The sequence below is a fragment of the Pararhizobium sp. DWP3-4 genome, from assembly GCF_049898205.1.
Lineage (GTDB): Bacteria > Pseudomonadota > Alphaproteobacteria > Rhizobiales > Rhizobiaceae > Pararhizobium.
Genome location: NZ_JAFCXF010000004.1, coordinates 1 through 16,008, shown reverse-complemented (window position 1 = coordinate 16,008; position 16,008 = coordinate 1). Strand labels below are relative to the sequence as shown.

General features: G+C 61.1%; 15 protein-coding genes and 1 tRNA gene. 11 read left to right on the top strand and 5 right to left on the bottom strand.

Annotated features, from left to right (window positions below):
- Positions 1-49 precede the first annotated feature (49 nt).
- Together argC and ACP7E6_RS11750 are read left to right on the top strand one after the other, a co-directional pair.
- Positions 50-982, top strand: a complete 933-nt coding sequence (gene argC, locus ACP7E6_RS11755; protein WP_426229965.1) for an N-acetyl-gamma-glutamyl-phosphate reductase — start codon at positions 50-52, stop codon at positions 980-982.
- A gap of 65 nt (positions 983-1,047) precedes the next feature.
- On the top strand, positions 1,048-1,839 hold the full coding sequence (locus ACP7E6_RS11750) for a sulfite exporter TauE/SafE family protein (RefSeq protein WP_426229964.1): 792 nt from the start codon (positions 1,048-1,050) through the stop codon (positions 1,837-1,839).
- On the opposite strand, the gene ACP7E6_RS11745 is transcribed toward ACP7E6_RS11750, so the two are convergent.
- The gene (locus ACP7E6_RS11745; protein WP_426229963.1) at positions 1,840-2,943 is read right to left on the bottom strand and encodes a COX15/CtaA family protein; all 1,104 of its coding nucleotides are present in this window, start codon (positions 2,941-2,943) and stop codon (positions 1,840-1,842) included.
- A gap of 177 nt (positions 2,944-3,120) precedes the next feature.
- Here ACP7E6_RS11745 and ACP7E6_RS11740 point away from each other — a divergent pair, with 177 nt between their 5' ends.
- Positions 3,121-3,333 (top strand): DUF2842 domain-containing protein, encoded by a 213-nt coding sequence (locus ACP7E6_RS11740; protein WP_060641252.1) that lies wholly within the window; start codon positions 3,121-3,123, stop codon positions 3,331-3,333.
- A gap of 16 nt (positions 3,334-3,349) precedes the next feature.
- The gene (locus ACP7E6_RS11735; RefSeq protein WP_426229962.1) at positions 3,350-4,093 is read left to right on the top strand and encodes a metallophosphoesterase family protein; all 744 of its coding nucleotides are present in this window, start codon (positions 3,350-3,352) and stop codon (positions 4,091-4,093) included.
- On the opposite strand, the gene ACP7E6_RS11730 is transcribed toward ACP7E6_RS11735, so the two are convergent.
- Complete coding sequence (locus ACP7E6_RS11730; protein WP_426229961.1) at positions 4,090-4,740, bottom strand: CatB-related O-acetyltransferase; 651 nt, start codon at positions 4,738-4,740, stop codon at positions 4,090-4,092. The genes ACP7E6_RS11735 and ACP7E6_RS11730 overlap by 4 nt on opposite strands.
- Before the next feature lie 321 nt (positions 4,741-5,061).
- Between ACP7E6_RS11730 and ACP7E6_RS11725 the strand changes: the two genes are divergently transcribed.
- The gene (locus ACP7E6_RS11725) at positions 5,062-6,333 is read left to right on the top strand and encodes a GNAT family N-acetyltransferase (RefSeq protein ID WP_426230321.1); all 1,272 of its coding nucleotides are present in this window, start codon (positions 5,062-5,064) and stop codon (positions 6,331-6,333) included.
- Between the two features lie 15 nt (positions 6,334-6,348).
- On the opposite strand, the gene ACP7E6_RS11720 is transcribed toward ACP7E6_RS11725, so the two are convergent.
- Positions 6,349-8,541, bottom strand: coding sequence for a GumC family protein (locus tag ACP7E6_RS11720; RefSeq protein ID WP_426229960.1), 2,193 nt, complete (start codon positions 8,539-8,541; stop codon positions 6,349-6,351).
- 230 nt (positions 8,542-8,771) lie between these two features.
- Here ACP7E6_RS11720 and ACP7E6_RS11715 point away from each other — a divergent pair, with 230 nt between their 5' ends.
- The 5 genes from ACP7E6_RS11715 to ACP7E6_RS11695 all read left to right on the top strand — a co-directional run bounded on the left by ACP7E6_RS11715 (position 8,772) and on the right by ACP7E6_RS11695 (position 14,632).
- Positions 8,772-9,332, top strand: coding sequence for a polysaccharide biosynthesis/export family protein (locus ACP7E6_RS11715; RefSeq protein WP_426230320.1), 561 nt, complete (start codon positions 8,772-8,774; stop codon positions 9,330-9,332).
- A 4-nt stretch (positions 9,333-9,336) separates the two neighbouring features.
- Positions 9,337-10,512, top strand: a complete 1,176-nt coding sequence (locus ACP7E6_RS11710) for a glycosyltransferase family 4 protein (RefSeq protein ID WP_426229959.1) — start codon at positions 9,337-9,339, stop codon at positions 10,510-10,512.
- Positions 10,513-10,569: 57 nt separating this feature from the next.
- A complete protein-coding gene (locus tag ACP7E6_RS11705) occupies positions 10,570-12,132 on the top strand; it encodes an undecaprenyl-phosphate glucose phosphotransferase (RefSeq protein ID WP_426229958.1) in 1,563 nt (520 codons plus the stop codon).
- Positions 12,129-13,400: an O-antigen ligase family protein gene (locus tag ACP7E6_RS11700; protein ID WP_426229957.1), complete on the top strand. Its 1,272-nt coding sequence runs from the start codon at positions 12,129-12,131 to the stop codon at positions 13,398-13,400. Before ACP7E6_RS11705 ends, ACP7E6_RS11700 begins: the two co-directional genes overlap by 4 nt.
- Positions 13,401-13,465: 65 nt before the next feature.
- Positions 13,466-14,632, top strand: a complete 1,167-nt coding sequence (locus tag ACP7E6_RS11695; RefSeq protein WP_426229956.1) for a glycosyltransferase family 4 protein — start codon at positions 13,466-13,468, stop codon at positions 14,630-14,632.
- Positions 14,633-14,747: 115 nt separating this feature from the next.
- Here the strand turns inward: ACP7E6_RS11695 and ACP7E6_RS11690 are convergent, their stop codons facing one another.
- Positions 14,748-15,425, bottom strand: coding sequence for a hypothetical protein (locus ACP7E6_RS11690; protein WP_426229955.1), 678 nt, complete (start codon positions 15,423-15,425; stop codon positions 14,748-14,750).
- A 205-nt stretch (positions 15,426-15,630) separates the two neighbouring features.
- Here ACP7E6_RS11690 and ACP7E6_RS11685 point away from each other — a divergent pair.
- Positions 15,631-15,707, top strand: a tRNA-Pro gene (locus tag ACP7E6_RS11685).
- 91 nt (positions 15,708-15,798) lie between these two features.
- Here the strand turns inward: ACP7E6_RS11685 and ACP7E6_RS11680 are convergent.
- On the bottom strand, positions 15,799-16,008 hold a 210-nt coding region (locus ACP7E6_RS11680), incomplete at its 5' end, for a transposase (protein ID WP_426229954.1).

Here is a 16,008-nt window from a genome sequence, read left to right as displayed (position 1 = left end):
AAGTGATTCCGAACGCTCGGATAATCCCTTGGCAGGACAGGATAAAACCATGAAACCGAAGATCTTCATCGATGGCGAACACGGCACCACGGGCCTGCAGATCCGCACCCGCATGGCTGGCCGCTCGGATGTTGAGCTGCTGTCCATTCCGGAAGCGGAACGCCGCAATGCCGCTATTCGCGAAGATCTTTTGAACAGCGCCGATGTCGCCATTCTCTGCCTGCCCGACGATGCCTCCAAGCAGGCCGTCACCATGCTCGACGGCAACAACAAGGTGCGCATCATCGATACCTCGACGGCCTATCGCATAGCGCCGGACTGGGCCTATGGCTTTGCCGAAATGGATGCGGCGCAGGCGACGAAAATCCGCGATGCCCGCCTGGTCGCCAATCCCGGCTGCTACCCGACCGGCGCCATCGGCCTGATCCGGCCGTTGCGCCAGGCCGGTATCCTGCCGGAAAATTACCCGATCACGGTCAACGCCGTCTCCGGCTATACCGGCGGCGGCAAGCAGATGATCGCGCAGATGGAGGACCCGGCCAATCCGGATCACATCGATTCGCCGAACTTCCTCTACGGCCTGACGCTCAAGCACAAGCATGTGCCGGAAATGCAGATCCATGGCATGCTCGATCGGGCTCCGATCTTCTCGCCGTCGGTCGGCCGCTTCCCGCAGGGCATGATCGTTCAGGTGCCGCTGTTCCTCGATCAGCTGAAGGACGGCACGACGCTGGAAACCATCCATGCAGCACTGGTTGCCCATTATGCCGGGCAGTCGATCGTCGAGGTCGTGTCGCTCGATGTCAGCGCCAAGCTTCCGCGCGTCGATGCTGTCGAGCTTGCCGGCAAGGATACGATGAAGCTTTTCGTGTTCGGCTCGGAAGGCGGCGATCAGGTCAATCTCGTCGCCCTGCTCGACAATCTCGGCAAGGGTGCCTCGGGCGCTGCGGTGCAGAACATGGATTTGATGCTGTCGGCGTAAGGCCACTCTCACTTCAGGGCGTTCGCCGCCCTGCTCCGCACGCGCGGAAAGGCATTTGATCCGACATGGGCGATACCGGCTTCTTCGCGACGCTTCTGGCAAGGGTCGCCACCGCGCTGCCGGAGCATGGGCTCAATGTGCTGCTTGTCTGCACCTTCATCGCCGGTCTTGCCCGCGGCTTTTCCGGCTTTGGAGCGGCCCTCATCCTGATTCCGATCGGCGGTTCCATCCTTGGCCCGAAGATCATTTCGCCGGTGCTTCTGGTCATCGACACGATCGCCGCTGCCGGCATGCTGCCCGCTGCGTGGCGCGCGGCCAACCGGCGCGAGGTGTTCACCATGGCGTCCGGCGCCCTGATCGGCGTGCCGCTCGGCACTGCGGCCTTAGCACTCGCCGATCCGCTCATCCTGCGCTGGGCGATCACCGTCGTCTCAGCTGTCCTGCTGATCCTGTTGATCTCCGGCTGGCGCTATCACGGCCAGCCTCGCGCGCCGCTGACCGCCGGCGTCGGTGGCATTGCCGGGATTTTCAGCGGCGCGGCGCAGCTTGGCGGCCCGCCGGTCGTCGCCTACTGGCTGAGCGGCGCCAGCGACGTACTGGTCATCCGCTCCAACATCATGCTTTATTTCGCGATTTCCTCAGCGCTGACCGCCATCAGCTATCTCGTCGGCGGCCTGTTCGTCGAGCAGGTCTTTGCGCTAACGCTGGTCATCCTGCCGCTCTATGCCGGCGGATTGTACGTCGGCTCGCGCCTGTTCGGCTTTGCCAAACCGTCGACATTCCGCATCATCTGCTACGTGCTGATCGGTGCTTCTGCCATTCTCGGCATGCCCGCCCTCGATGGGCTTTTGCGCTGATCAGTCCCGGATTTCGATTTCCAGTGGACGCGGATATTCGCCGATGAATGCCCGCCAGTGAGCAACGGCGAGACCGAGCACGATCAGCGCGCCGCCCTGATGGGCGACACCCCAGCCGACCGGCACCTGCAGGATCAACGTGGTGATGCCGATGATCGCCTGGATCGTCACCAGCACGAACAGCAGAACCGAACGGCGCGCATGCGTCGTTTCCGGCGCGTTGCGCAGGGAAGCGATCATGTGCATCAGAACGAAGGCGAACAGCACATAGGCGCCGACGCGGTGGACGAACTGCACGGTCTTCGGATTTTCGAACAGGTTGAGCCAGGCGGGCTGCTGGATGAACAGGTCTGACGGCACGAGTGCGCCGTCCATCAGCGGCCAGGTGTTGTAGGAAAGGCCTGCATCGAGCCCCGCCACCAGCGCGCCGAGATAGATCTGGAACAGTGCCATGCAGGCGATGATCGCAGCCATTTTTCTGGAGCTTTTCGTCGGTGCAGGATCATTGGCATGCGGCGCCAGTCCCCTGCCGATCCAGATGCAGGAGATGAAGATCAGACAGGCGATGATCAGATGGGTGGCCAGCCGGTACTGGCTGACCTCGGTGCGGTCGGCAAGACCGGACGAAACCATCCACCAGCCGATAAAGCCCTGAAACCCGCCCAGCGCCAGAATACCGACCAGCGGCAGTTTCAACCGCGGCTCGATCTGGCCTCGTACCCAGAAGAAGGCCAGCGGCAGCGCGAAAATCAAACCGATCGAGCGGGCCAGCAGCCGGTGCGCCCATTCCCACCAGAAGATGGTCTTGAACCCTTCCACGGTCATGTCGCTGTTGATCTGCTCATACTGCGGGATCTGCTTGTAGAGCTCGAATTCCTCCTGCCACTCGGCAGCGGTGAGCGGCGGAATGACGCCATGGATCGGCTTCCACTGGGTAATCGACAGGCCGGATTCCGTCAGCCGCGTCGCACCACCGACGAGGACCAGCCCGAACAGCACCAGCACCACGATACCCAGCCAGATCCTGATCTGGGTCCGATTGCGGCTGACCGCGTCGATCTCGCGCATAAGACACTGTTCCGTCGCCAAATCCGTGCTTGCCATCAAGGCCTCCGTCTATCGAAATATACAGGCATCGCCGGAAGGCGGCGATTTGTCTGAAGACCTGTGCATCAAAGCCGTTGATTTGCACCAGAGCAGCATGCAAAACAAGGCTTACCCCTTTGCGGCATGCCGTCGCGGCCTAAAGCCCGGCGAAATCTGCCAACCGGAAAGACCTGAATGCCCGTACGCCTGAGAAAACTGATCGGCACCGTCCTGATCATCATCCTCGTCATCGTCTATGCGCTGGCGGCCACCACCTTTGCGTCGCTTCTGCTCGGCACATCGCCGTGGTGGGTGCATCTGGCCTATTTCTTCTTCACCGGCCTGTTGTGGATTCTGCCCGCCATGCTGATCATCAAGTGGATGGAAAAGCCGGCAAAACCGCGCTGAACCGAAAGTAGACCTTATGAAGATCGCAGTGATCGCCGATATTCACGGCAATGACCTTGCCCTTGAAGCCGTACTTGCCGACATCGCGGCGCAGGGCATCGACGACGTGGTTAATCTCGGCGATCACCTGAGCGGCCCGCTCAATGCTGCGCGCACCGCCGATATTTTGATAGCGCGCGATTTCCCGTCGATCCGGGGCAACCACGACCGCTGGCTGATCACGAAAGAACCGGCGGATATGGGCCAATGGGATCGCGCCGCCCATGACAAGTTGCAGCCGCACCATCTCGACTGGCTGCGTACCCTGCCCCCGACGCTCGTTCACCGGCAGGAGCTTTTTCTTTGCCACGGCACGCCGCAGGACGATCTCACCTACTGGCTTGAAGATCTGACGACCGATGGCGTGGTCCATATGTCGGCCCGCCAGCGGATCGAGAGTTACGCCGCCGGCATAGACTATCCCGTCATCCTCTGCGGCCACACCCATATTCCCCGCGCCGTGCACCTGGCCGACGGCAGGATCGTCGTCAATCCCGGCAGCGTCGGCTGCCCCGGTTATGACGACGACGAACCGGTGTTCCACAAGGTCGAAACCGGCTCGCCCGATGCCGCCTACGCCATCCTCTCGAAGGCGGACGGCCATTGGGACGTAACCTTCCGGCGCGTCGCCTACGATCACATGACGATGTCCCGGCTCGCGCATGAGCGTGGAAACAAGGAATGGGCCAACGCGCTCGCCAGCGGCTGGGTCGGCGGTTAAACCGCGTTTTCGAGCGCCTCGATATCAGCGCCGGTGATCGCGGAAATATGGCGAGAAACTTTGTCGACCGGCCAATTCCACCAGGCAATTGCCTGAAGGCGCTCGACGATGTCGTCGCTGAACCGCAGCTTCACCACCCTGCCCGGGTTTCCGGCCACGACGCTGTAGGGCGGCACGTCCTTGGCGACCACGGCGTGAGCGCCGATAATGGCGCCGTCGCCGATCGTCACACCCGGCATGATCGTCGCCTTGGTGCCGATCCAGACATCGTTTCCAACCGTCGTATCGCCACGATAGCCGCTGGCATAACCTGCGGGATTAAAACCATCGCGCCATGCGCCGGGAAAGATGCCGAACGGATAGGTCGAAAAACCCTGCATGGCATGGTTGGCGCCGTTCATGATGAAGGTCACGCCTCGCGCCAGCGCGCAATACCGGCCGATCTCCAGCCGGTCGCCGATGAAATCATAGTGGTAGAGGACGCATTTCTCTTCGAAATGCTCTGGTCCTGCCGGATCATCGTAATAGCTGAAATCGCCGGCTGTGATCAGCGGCGAACGGATGATGTTCTTGAGAAAGCCGATCTGCGGAAATGCGGCGACGGGGGTGACGGCACCGGAATCCGGCGCTCCTTGATGTTCAGGCATGGGATGCTCCACCTTAATGTCCAACGGTCGTGGTGACACAGAGCGGTCGGGAACGCGCGTGAATTGCCGCGAATTGTCCAAACCGTGTTCAGTGGCGCATCGGTCTCTCCATCAAAGCGGACGTCCGGCTTAACAAGGATTTCGGTAAAAATCCACTTTTCTTCCCCTTGCTGCCTCGGGGCCGCGGCTTTTGCTCTTAGTCATTCGGTAACCGCATTTGATAAAACCCGGGGCATGCTGGGCGCCTCCAGCCCAACTTAAACGAAAATAAGGGCCTGCTAGCTTTAGATGCGACCTCATCCCGTTCCCGGACCGCAAGCGATCATGACCGACATGGACCTCAACATGATGCCCGGCAGCAAGGCTCGCCACCGCGTCCGGCAGGGCCGTCGCGACCCGGTACGCGATATTGCGCTTACTGAGGGCCTGACGCTGAGTGTTCACGTCAGCATGCAGGCGCTGGAAACGGACTGGCGCGCGCTGGAGGCTTCCCCCAACACCTCCCTGCATCAGGGTTTCGACTGGTGCGCCGCCTGGGCTGCGACCCATGCCAATCAACTGCTGCTGGTACGTGGCCGGATAGGTCAAAAGACGGTGTTCATTCTGCCGCTCGAACTGGTGCGCGGCGTTTTGTTCCGCACGGCGCGGTTCATCGGCTCGCCACACAGCAACATCAATACCGGGCTGTTCGCCGACGATTTCGATCCGATCACCTGCACGAAGCTGGTCGCAGAGCTGATTGCCGACCTCTCGGCCAAGCTGTCGCGCGTCGCCGATATCGCGACGCTGGAGAAAATGCCGTTCGACTGGCATGGAACGCGCCATCCGCTCGCCTCGCTTCCGGCGGTCCGAAACCAGAATGCCTCATTCCAGCTGCCGCTTCTGGAAAACTTCGAAGCGACATTGGCCCAGCTCAATGCCAAGCGGCGGCGGAAGAAATTTCGCGTTTCGGAAAAGCGGCTGGAAGCGATGGGAGGCTACGAGCATATTGTTGCCAAGACCAGCGCGGAACGGCGGCAGGTACTCGAGCTGTTTTTCGAGCAGAAGGCCATCCGCTTCAAGGCGCTCGGCCTGCCCAACGTTTTCCAGGACGAGGAAACCCAGGCGTTCTTCCATACGCTTGCAGCCGTTGAACCGACGCATGACGGCCAACCGCTCGAATTGAATGCGATCCGCTTGCGGGGCGAAGAGAATGGCCGCATCGTTGCCATTGCCGGCCTGTCGCGCAAGGGCGATCACGTCATCTGCCAATTCGGATCGATCGACGACGATCTCGCCGCAGATGCCAGTCCGGGCGAGCTTCTGTTTTACCTGATCATCCGCAGATGCAACGCCGAAGGCATAAAGCTGTTCGATTTCGGCATCGGCGACCAGGGCTACAAGCGCTCCTGGTGCACGGTCGAGACAATCCAGCGTGATATCGTCCTGCCCTTGACGTTGCGCGGACGTCTTGCGGCATCGGTGCATCGCACCACCGTTTGGCTGAAATCGGCTATCAAGAAGAACAGAAAGGCCTATGCTTGCCTGCAGCGGCTACGCCAGCGCCGGCAGACAGCTGGCCGAGCAGATGCACCGGAAACCGATGGCGACTGAACCGACCGTGGTTGATCAAGCGGCGCGGCGGCCGGAATTTCCAGACTGCGGATAGCCCGTTCCCGTCATCAGCACGATCTCACCAAAGCCCGCCTCGCCGAAACCGGTGATGAGGTCGATGATCTCTTCGTTGCCGACAAAAGGTGCCGAAATGACGATCTTCGTATCGCGCGCGCGCGTCACCCTGCGGACCGCATTGACATCGGCAGGCCCGCATTCGATCAGCACCGTGTCATAGGCATTCGACAGGGCATCGATGATCATCTGCAACCGCTCGATACCGCGCATGGCGAGCACCGGATCGGCATCGCCCTGCGGGATGATATGCGCATCCGACAGCCGGTCGGCATGGATCGTTTCCGTGAAGGGAACTTCGCCGACAAGCAGATTGGTGATCCCGGGGAGATCCGCCGTCTGCGCCATAAGACGTGTCGGGCAGGCCGAGCCGGTCAGGTCGATCAGGACGATCTTGCGTCCCTCCTCGGCGGCCATCCGCGCCAAGGCCACTGCATTCACCGAGCCCTCGTCACCGGCGGGCGAGACGGAGATCGCCACGCGCACGTCGTCAGCGCTCAGATGGTCGGCAACCGAGGCAATCGAAAAATCGTCCTCTTCCGGCTCGGCCATCTCGGGCTCGTCCGGTTCCTCAGCAACTGCCGCCGCAAAGACGGGTTCCTGGACAGCAATGGGCACTGCTTGCGCGGCCGCCGGAGGACGGATAACGGTTTCCCGCACCGGCTGGACGTCGAGTGCCGGAATGGCCAATGGCTCGTCGTCAAACAGTTCGTCTTCCCTGCGGCCGACCGGGCGCAAAGCCCTGCCGCTGAACAGTTCGGAAAGTATGATGACGACGCAACTGACGAGGAAGCTGGCAAAGGCGGCGACAAGAGTGATCGGCAGCACTTTGGGGAAGCTGACTTCGGTCGGCTCGACCGCCTGGGAGATGACGCGCGCGTCGGCCGGGGCGGCATTTTCGCCGCTGCGCGACGTCGCTTCCCGATAGCGCGCCAGATAGGTTTCGAGCAGCTGCCGCTGTGCCGTGGCTTCCCGTTCCAGCGCCCGCAACCCGACTTCATCCTCGCCGGCCTTGGCGGAATTTGCCTTCAGCGTGTTGAGCTGGGCAACCAGCTGCCGCTCGCGCAACTGCGAAACAGTCGCTTCACTTTCGAGGCTGCCAAGGATCTTCTTGGTTTCGCTCAAGATCTGCGCCCGTATCCCCTGCAGCTGGGATTTCAATCCTTTCAGGCGTGGGTGCCCGTCAAGCAGTGTTGTCGACAGATCGGCGATCTGTCCCTGGATGTTGGATTCGGTTTCCTTCAGCCGTTGGATCATCGGCGAGGCGACGACATCGTTCAGCGTATCGACGGCCCTGCCATTGGCCAGCGCCGTGCGGACGTTTTCCGCCCGCGCCTCGGCATTGGCCCGCTCTCCGCGCATGCGGGCAAGTTCGGTCGAAATGTCGTTCAGCTGCTTGGTCGCGAACGTGCCACCGGCTTCGCCGGTCAAAAGCAGATCGCTGGATGCACGATAGCCCGCCACCTTGGCCTCGGCCTCGCGCACCTTTTCGCGCAGATTGGCGATTTCCGGCTCCAGCCAGCGGCTGGCCTCCGAGTTGGAATCAAGCTTGGCGCCGCTTTGCAGCGACAGGAAGACCTTGGCCATCGCATTCGGGATGGCGGCGGCGAGCTTCGGATCTTCCGAGGTGAACTGCATCGCGATTACCCGCGATTTCTCGACCTGATAGACCTGCAGCTTCTTTTGGAATTCCTTCAATACGCGCTCTTCGGGTGGCAGATCGAGCGGGTTCTTCTTGATGCCGAGCATGACAAGCACATCGGAGATCGCCGACGGGTTCGTGGTCGGATCGAACTCCGGCAATTCGTAAAGCTTCATATCGCGGGCGACCTGCTTGATCAGATCGGCCGAGCGCAACACCTGCACCTGGCTGGAAATACCGGATTCGTCGAATTGGCTATCGCCGGTCTGCGGCTGAGCCGGGTTGGCACCGCTGAATTCGGCCTGACGCGATTCGATCAGAAGCCGCGCCTCGCCCTGATATTCCGGGCTCATCAGGTTGGCGCCGACAAAGGCCAGGCCGCCGAATGCCACGGTTGCCAACAGCACCCTGCCCCGCCGGCGCCAGATGGCGCGGAACAGCCCGCCGAGATCGATATCTACGTCCTGATGACCGTCGTTGACGCCCGGCATGCGTTTTACCTCGAACCTTCACACTCCGCGCCACCGTAAACAAACATGGTAACGCAACAGTTAATGCGGTTTGACGGTGCCATTCCACCAAAGCACCCGAACCACGCCACAAGTAGGCTGATCTGAGCGAAATTCTTTTCGGCCTTTACCGGCTATTAACCCTAACGGATTGATAACATCAGGCCATGACATGGTTTCTGGAACGCGAGAGCCCGATGACATCCGCACGTATGAAAACAGGCCCGGCCTTGGCCGTACTTTCGCTGTGCCTTGCAATTTCTGGGTGCAGCAGCTATCAGCCAGCGCCCAAGGCCTTCCATGAAGCAACCATCCAGCCTTATCGCGTCGATAGCGGCGACAAGCTGCGCATCAGCGTGTTCGAACAGGCGGGTCTCACCGGCAGCTATACCGTGGATCAGGCTGGCTACGTCGCCTTCCCGCTGATCGGTGCCGTACCATCACGCGGGCATACCCTGCCCGAAATGGAAAAGGCCATCGCCAGCAAGCTGCGCGAGGGATATTTGCGCGATCCGGACGTGACGATCGAAGTCGATCGCTACCGTTCCGTCTTCATCATGGGCGAAGTCGGCCAGGCCGGGCAATACTCCTATGTGCCGGGCATGACGGTCCAGAACGCCATTGCCGTTGCCGGCGGTTACTCGCCGCGTGCCAACCAGGCCAATGTCGACGTCACCCGCAAGATCAACGGCCGCATCCTCACCGGGCGTGTCTCGATCTCCGACCCGATCATGGCCGGCGACACGATCTATGTGCGTGAGCGGCTGTTCTGAGCGCATGCACGACCCCCAGCCGCTGCGCATCATTCATTGTTTCAGGTCGCCTATCGGTGGAATCTTCCGCCATGTGCGCGATCTGGCGGAAGCGCATTCGCGGCAAGGCCATGAGGTCGGCATGGTCTGCGACAGCACGACGGGCGGAAGCTACGAAGATGCGCTTTTCGACGAGATAAGGCCGTTTCTGGCGCTCGGTCTCGTCCGGCTGCCGATCCGCCGGTCCGTTGGTCCCGCAGACCTCGCCGCCCTCTGGAGAGGCTACAAGGAAATCAGAAGTTTGCGGCCGGATATCCTCCACGGTCACGGCGCCAAAGGTGGCGCTCTGGCCCGGATCATCGGCTCGGCCTTGCGGGTGAACAGGTATTGCGTTGCCCGTCTTTATTCGCCGCACGGCGGCAGCCTGCACTACTGCAAGAAGAAGCCGTCCGGCAAAATCGTGTTCCTGCTCGAGCGTCTACAGGAATGTCTGACCGACGCCATCGTCTTCGTCTGCGATTTCGAGCGCAAGGCCTATGAGGACAAGGTCGGCAGGCCGCGCGTCCGCAGCGAACGCATCTACAACGGCATCGACGACCGCGATTTCGAAACTGTCTATGCCCGCCCCGATGCGGTGGATTTTCTCTATATCGGCATGCTGCGCGATCTGAAGGGGCCCGATCTCTTTATCGATGCCTTTGCCAAAACCGAGCGGAATATCGGCAGGCCGCTATCTGCGATGATGATCGGCGATGGTCCACAAAAGGATGAATACGAACAGATGATGCTGGAACGCGGCCTTGGCCGCCGCATCCAGATGCTGCCGGCGATGAAGGCGCGCGATGCCTTCGCCTTCACCCGCAACGTCGTCGTGCCGTCGCGCGCCGAATCGATGCCGTATATCGTTCTGGAAGCCCTGGCCGCCCGTAAACCGGTGATTGCTTCTCGCGTGGGCGGCATTCCGGAGGTTCTCGGACCCAATAGTGCTGCCCTTGCCAAGGCCGACGATGCGCAGTCACTGGCCGATGTGATGACGGCGGCGATGACGGAAAAGGACTGGGCCGCAAAGGTCATGCCCGATGCCGTCACCTTCAAGGCCGCCTTTGCAACCTCTACGATGTCGGCCAGCATCATGCGGCTCTATCGCCAGCTTGTCCCGGAAAAGACCACCGCACGGGAAACGCCGCCTGGAAACCCGTAAACGTTTCTTAGGGGCTTTCTGCTATCCCGAAGGGACACAACGGCCCGGGCGGATATCATGAACCAGATCGACAAACCGGATTCTTTCGACACCGACGCTTTGCGCAAGAAGATTTCCGATATCCGCTCGACTGTGCCTGGGGAAAAGCGCGACGACGACCCCAAGCGCGAACTCAATCCGCTCGCCCGCCGCATCGCCTCGCAATTCCGCACCGATACCTATTCGCCGAACATGATCATCGGGCTGATCCGTCTGCTCGAAATCACCGCGCTTTTCGCCATCGGCTATGCCGTCCACATGCTCTATGTCGCGCCGCGACTGGACGAATTGCTCGGTTACTGTGCCCTTATCGCTGGCGTTTCCGTTCTGACGGTGGTGTTCCTGCAGCTATGCGACGGGTATCAGGTTCCCATGCTCAGATCCCCGGCCCGGGTCGTGCCGCGCTTGATCGGCTGCTGGACACTGGCTTTCGCTGCCATGACCATGGTGCTCTTTCTGCTCAAGACCGGGGGCACATTCTCACGCTTCTCCTTCGGCATCTGGTATGTGCTTGGAGCGGTATTTCTGATTGCGGAACGGGCTTTCATCGCCTTTTCGATCCGCCGCTGGGCGCGCAATGGCATCATGGAACGCCGCGCCGTCATCGTCGGCGGCGGCCAGCCGGCCAAGGATCTGATCCGTTCGCTTGAACAGCAGACGGACAACGACATCCGCATCTGCGGCATCTTCGATGATCGCGACGAGCGCCGCTCGCCCGGTATCATCGCCGGCTATCCCAAACTGGGCACTGTCGCCGAACTGGTCGATTTTGCCCGCCTTACCCGAATCGATATCCTGATCATCGCGCTGCCGCTTTCGGCGGAGCAGCGAATCCTCGAACTTCTCAAGAAGCTTTGGATCCTGCCTGCGGATATCCGCCTCGCCGCCCATGCCAACAACCTGAGGTTCCGCCCGCGCAGCTATTCGCATGTCGGCCAGGTTCCGATGCTGGATATCTTCGACAAGCCGATCGCAGACTGGGATTCGGTCGCCAAGCGCATCTTCGACGTATTCTTCAGCCTCGTGGCACTGGCCTTGCTCTGGCCGGTCCTTATCGGCGCTGCGATCGCCGTGAAAATCAGCTCCCCCGGCCCGATCATCTTCAAGCAGAAACGTCATGGCTTCAACAACGAGATGATCGACGTCTACAAGTTCCGCTCGATGTATACCGACATGAGCGACCCAACGGCCCGCAACGCCGTCACCAAGGGCGATCCGCGTGTCACCCGCGTCGGCCGTTTCCTGCGCAAATCGTCGATCGACGAATTGCCCCAATTGTTCAACGTGCTGAAGGGCGAGCTGTCGCTGGTCGGACCGCGGCCGCACGCCGTTTTGGCCCAAACCGCCGAACGGACCTATTCCGAGGTCGTGGAGGGCTACTTTGCGCGCCACCGCGTCAAGCCTGGTGTCACCGGCTGGGCGCAGATCAACGGCTGGCGCGGCGAAATCGATCATGACGACAAGATCAAGTTCCGCACCGCTTTCGACCTCTACTACATTGAAAACTGGTCGCTGTGGCTGGACCTGAAAATCCTGTTCCTGACGCCGATCCGGCTGCTCAACACGGAAAATGCCTATTGAGCACGCCAGCCGCCACGTCTGTTACGGGGTTTCGCCCGCAGATAGCTGCCGTCGCCATGCTCGGCTCGGCCATGGTGACCTTCGGCGTCTTCCTGTCCGGCTTCGTCATTGCCGAGCCGGCTCCCTACGAAGTCTTCATGGCGGCACTGATCGGCCTATGGTTTCTTTTCGGCCTTAAAATCTCGCGTTCGGTCGCACCGCTTCTGGCTCTGCTCATCCTGTTCATGACCGGTGGCATTCTGTCACTGACGGTGATGAGCGATCTCGCCACGGCGCCGATGTACATGGCGGTGTCCGGCTTCCTCTGCCTCACGTCGGTCTTTTACGCCGCCATCATCGAAACCCGGCATGAACGGCTGAAGCTGATCTTCGATGCCTGGGTTGCCGCTGGCGTCATCACCTCCCTGCTCGGCATCCTCGGCTATTTCGGCGCAATACCCGGAGCTGCGAATTTCACGCTCTACGACCGCGCCAAAGGCGCGTTCCAGGACCCAAACGTCTTCGGCCCGTTTCTGGTGGCACCGTCGCTCTACCTGATGTACCGGCTGCTGAGCGACCGGATCGCTACGGCCCCGATCAAGGCCATCGCCATCCTGATCATGGCGCTCGGGCTTTTCCTTTCCTTCTCGCGTGCCGCCTGGGCGCTCTACCTGTTTTGCGCCTGCGCGCTTGTTTTCGTCATGCTTCTGAAACAACGCACCGGCGCCTTCCGGCTGAAAATCCTCGTGTTGGCGCTGGGCGGCGCCTTGCTGATGGTCGTGGCACTTGCCGTTGCCCTGCAGATCCCGCAGGTGGCCGACCTGTTTTCAAGCCGCACCCAGCTTGTTCAGGACTATGATGGCGGCCATCTCGGCCGTTTCGACCGCCACAAGATCGGCTTCCTGATGTCGATGGAAAAGCCGCTCGGCATCGGCCCGATGGTGTTCAGTACGATGTTTCCCGAGGACGAGCACAATATCTGGCTCAAATCGCTGACTTCCTACGGCTGGCTGGGATTCGTCTCCTATGTGTCGCTGATGATCTGGACGGTGACGATGGGCTTTCGCTTCCTGTTGCTCGACCGGCCCTGGCAGCCCTATCTGATGATTGCCTGGATCGTGCTGATCGGTCATGCCGCCATCGGCAATGTCATCGATACCGACCACTGGCGGCATTTCTTCCTGCTGCTCGGCATCGTCTGGGGCTGCTGCGCCCTGGAATACCGCCACCGGCGCGGCCTCACCAGAGTGCAGTTACACCGCCCCTCCCCGGCGCCAACGCTGCGTTAACGTCAAGCCTGTACATAGAGGGCAACAGATCGGCTCCATAGCGGGGTCGGCGGCGGAATGTCAGAATGAATATCGACCCCTTTACTCCCGGCGCTGACAGCGGCCTGCGCATCCTGCAGGTGCTTGAGCCCAGCGGCGGTGGATCGGGCCGCCATTTCCTCGATCTCTGCCGTGGCCTGCATGCGCGGGGCCACCATGTCGAAGCGGTCTATTCGCCGATCCGGGCCGAAGACGCCTTCGTGCGCGAATTGAAGTCGCTTGCCCTGCCCGCCGTGCACGCAGTCGCCACGAAGCGATCCCCTGGCCTCTCCGACGTCGCCGCCCATCGCGCCTTGCGGTCCATCATCAACCACGGCACGCCGTTCGACATCGTCCATGGTCATAGCTCGAAGGCCGGCGCGCTGACCCGCCTGCGCCTTCCCGGCGTCCACGCGCCACGGGTCTACACGCCGCATGCTTTCCGCACCATGGACCCGACACTCGGCAGGATCGGGCGGCTGATTTTCGGCAGCATAGAGACCATCCTGGCCAAGCTTTTCACCGATCACCTGATCTGCGTCTCCGACGACGAATATGCCCATGCCCGCTCACTCGGCATGCCGGCGCGAAAACTGTCGGTTATCATCAACGGCGTGACGCCGCCGCCGCTCGACATGGTAAACACCGTGCGCGCCAGCTTCGGCATTTCGTCCGATGCCTTCGTCTTCGGTTTCGTCGGCCGCTTGTCGCCGCAAAAGGCGCCTGAACGTTTGATCGAAGCCTTTCGCAATGCCGCCTCAAGATTGCCCGGCGCCGAACTGATCATGGTCGGTTCAGGCGAACTCGAACAACAGGTCCGCGTCGCCATCGCCGAAAGCGGCGTGCAGAAGCGCATTCGCCTGACCTCGGCCTTCACCGGTCCGCAAGCCGTTCCCGCCTTCGACGTGCTGGTGATGCCGAGCCGCTACGAGGCGATGTCCTATGTCATGCTGGAAGCAGCAGCATCGGGAAAGCCGATCGTCTCCACCGATGTCGGCGGCGCATCGACCGCCATCGACAAGGACAGAAGCGGCCTGATCGTGCCCAATGACGGCGATACAACCAAACTTGCCAACGCCATGGTGGAAAGCGCGAACCCGGAGCGCCATCGCCAGCTCACCGAGGCGGCACTTGGCCGGATGGCGAATTTTTCGATGGGCCAGATGATCGACAAGACCGAGGCAGTCTACAGGCGGCTCGTTGCCGCCCGATAAGGCCAAACGACCTGACGAGGCCGCGATCGCCTACAGGCTTCCGTATCCTCGAGGCCCGTCGATGCCAAACTCCCCATGGCGGGATACGGCAACGGAGGCGACGTAGGGCAAAAAATCACCCCTGCGCGCACCAGCCCTGCTTGCCGCCCGGCATGCGCCGGGCAAGCCCCTCGGAAACCAGCATATCGCCGATCGAGCGTCCCTGCCCGACCGTAACCTGGGCCTCCTGACCGGAGGCGCCGGCCAGGTGAACCTCGCCGGCATTGAGAATTTCCCAGAGCCGTTTCTTCGCCAACGAGCCGAGCTTGCGCTCGTCGTCGCATTTGGCCTGTTTGATTTTCGGCGTCTGGATATCGGCGATCTGTATTTTTCGCCGCCCGTACCAGAACGTGCCGCCATCGACGACGCAGTTTTCCAGCGTTTCGGTGCAGAAATAGAAAGCACCAGGCCTGCGGCCAGAAGTCTTCTGCTCACCAACGGTCTTGAGCGCACCTACATCCACGGCTGCCTGCTCCACCGGACGCGCAGCCGGCATCGCGAGTGCAGGCTGTGCGGAAGACTGGGGTTTCTCAACACGTTTTTCCGGCGCGGACTGTTTCTCAACGGACCGCGGCTTGGCGATCGATGCCGTATAAAACGGCGCCGCCATCGGCAGAATCTGCGCCCGGTGATCGTAAGCCAGAACAGCGCTCACCGACAACACGCCGGCCAGATACCACGGCCACATGCTTGTTTTGGTCTGCTTGCGGCCCGTGCGCCGCTTCTGGCCTTTTCTGACCGCCGTCTTTGCCATCACCGGAATCCCCTGTTCGCCCGCGCATTATCGCGGCAAGGGATTGCCGAAAACTTTAAGGATCTTGAAAATCTGCCGCAGCCCGCATGTTTGCTGCAATTTCCGCCGCAGCGAAAAACGTCACCGCTTTTTCCCGGGATTTACACCGTTTTCTAAAATCAACACTTGCGCGCCAAGTCCCGATTATATACCCCTCTTTTCGGTTCGGAGCGTAGCGCAGCCCGGTAGCGCACTTGACTGGGGGTCAAGGGGTCGTGGGTTCGAATCCCGCCGCTCCGACCATTTTCTCCTTGAAATCCTCGTCAGATCGAACCGCCGCACACAGCGGCGGTTGGCTTGAACGGGTAGAGAACGGCAGCCTTAGGGTCGAGACTCAATCGGCCCACCATATGAAGATGGCGGCGATGTAGCATGTTGCTGTGAAGTTGGTTGCAAGCTTGTCATATCGAGTTGCGACGCGCCTCCAATCCTTGAGGCGGCAGAAGGTGCGTTCGATGATGTTTCTACGTTTGTACGCCACAGGATCGAAAGGCTGGATTCGTTTTCTGGTTGGATTGTTGGGGATCACAGGTTCGGTGCCGCG

Excerpts from the sequence above, each read along its gene's own strand:
- argC (WP_426229965.1), top strand. The coding sequence starts at position 50 with ATGAAACCGAAGATCTTCATCGATGGCGAACACGGCACCACGGGCCTG.
- ACP7E6_RS11750 (WP_426229964.1), top strand. The coding sequence starts at position 1,048 with ATGGGCGATACCGGCTTCTTCGCGACGCTTCTGGCAAGGGTCGCCACC.
- ACP7E6_RS11745 (WP_426229963.1), bottom strand. The coding sequence starts at position 2,943 with ATGGCAAGCACGGATTTGGCGACGGAACAGTGTCTTATGCGCGAGATC.
- ACP7E6_RS11740 (WP_060641252.1), top strand. The coding sequence starts at position 3,121 with ATGCCCGTACGCCTGAGAAAACTGATCGGCACCGTCCTGATCATCATC.
- ACP7E6_RS11735 (WP_426229962.1), top strand. The coding sequence starts at position 3,350 with ATGAAGATCGCAGTGATCGCCGATATTCACGGCAATGACCTTGCCCTT.
- ACP7E6_RS11730 (WP_426229961.1), bottom strand. The coding sequence starts at position 4,740 with ATGCCTGAACATCAAGGAGCGCCGGATTCCGGTGCCGTCACCCCCGTC.
- ACP7E6_RS11720 (WP_426229960.1), bottom strand. The coding sequence starts at position 8,541 with ATGCCGGGCGTCAACGACGGTCATCAGGACGTAGATATCGATCTCGGC.
- ACP7E6_RS11715 (WP_426230320.1), top strand. The coding sequence starts at position 8,772 with ATGAAAACAGGCCCGGCCTTGGCCGTACTTTCGCTGTGCCTTGCAATT.
- ACP7E6_RS11710 (WP_426229959.1), top strand. The coding sequence starts at position 9,337 with ATGCACGACCCCCAGCCGCTGCGCATCATTCATTGTTTCAGGTCGCCT.
- ACP7E6_RS11705 (WP_426229958.1), top strand. The coding sequence starts at position 10,570 with ATGAACCAGATCGACAAACCGGATTCTTTCGACACCGACGCTTTGCGC.
- ACP7E6_RS11695 (WP_426229956.1), top strand. The coding sequence starts at position 13,466 with ATGAATATCGACCCCTTTACTCCCGGCGCTGACAGCGGCCTGCGCATC.
- ACP7E6_RS11690 (WP_426229955.1), bottom strand. The coding sequence starts at position 15,425 with ATGGCAAAGACGGCGGTCAGAAAAGGCCAGAAGCGGCGCACGGGCCGC.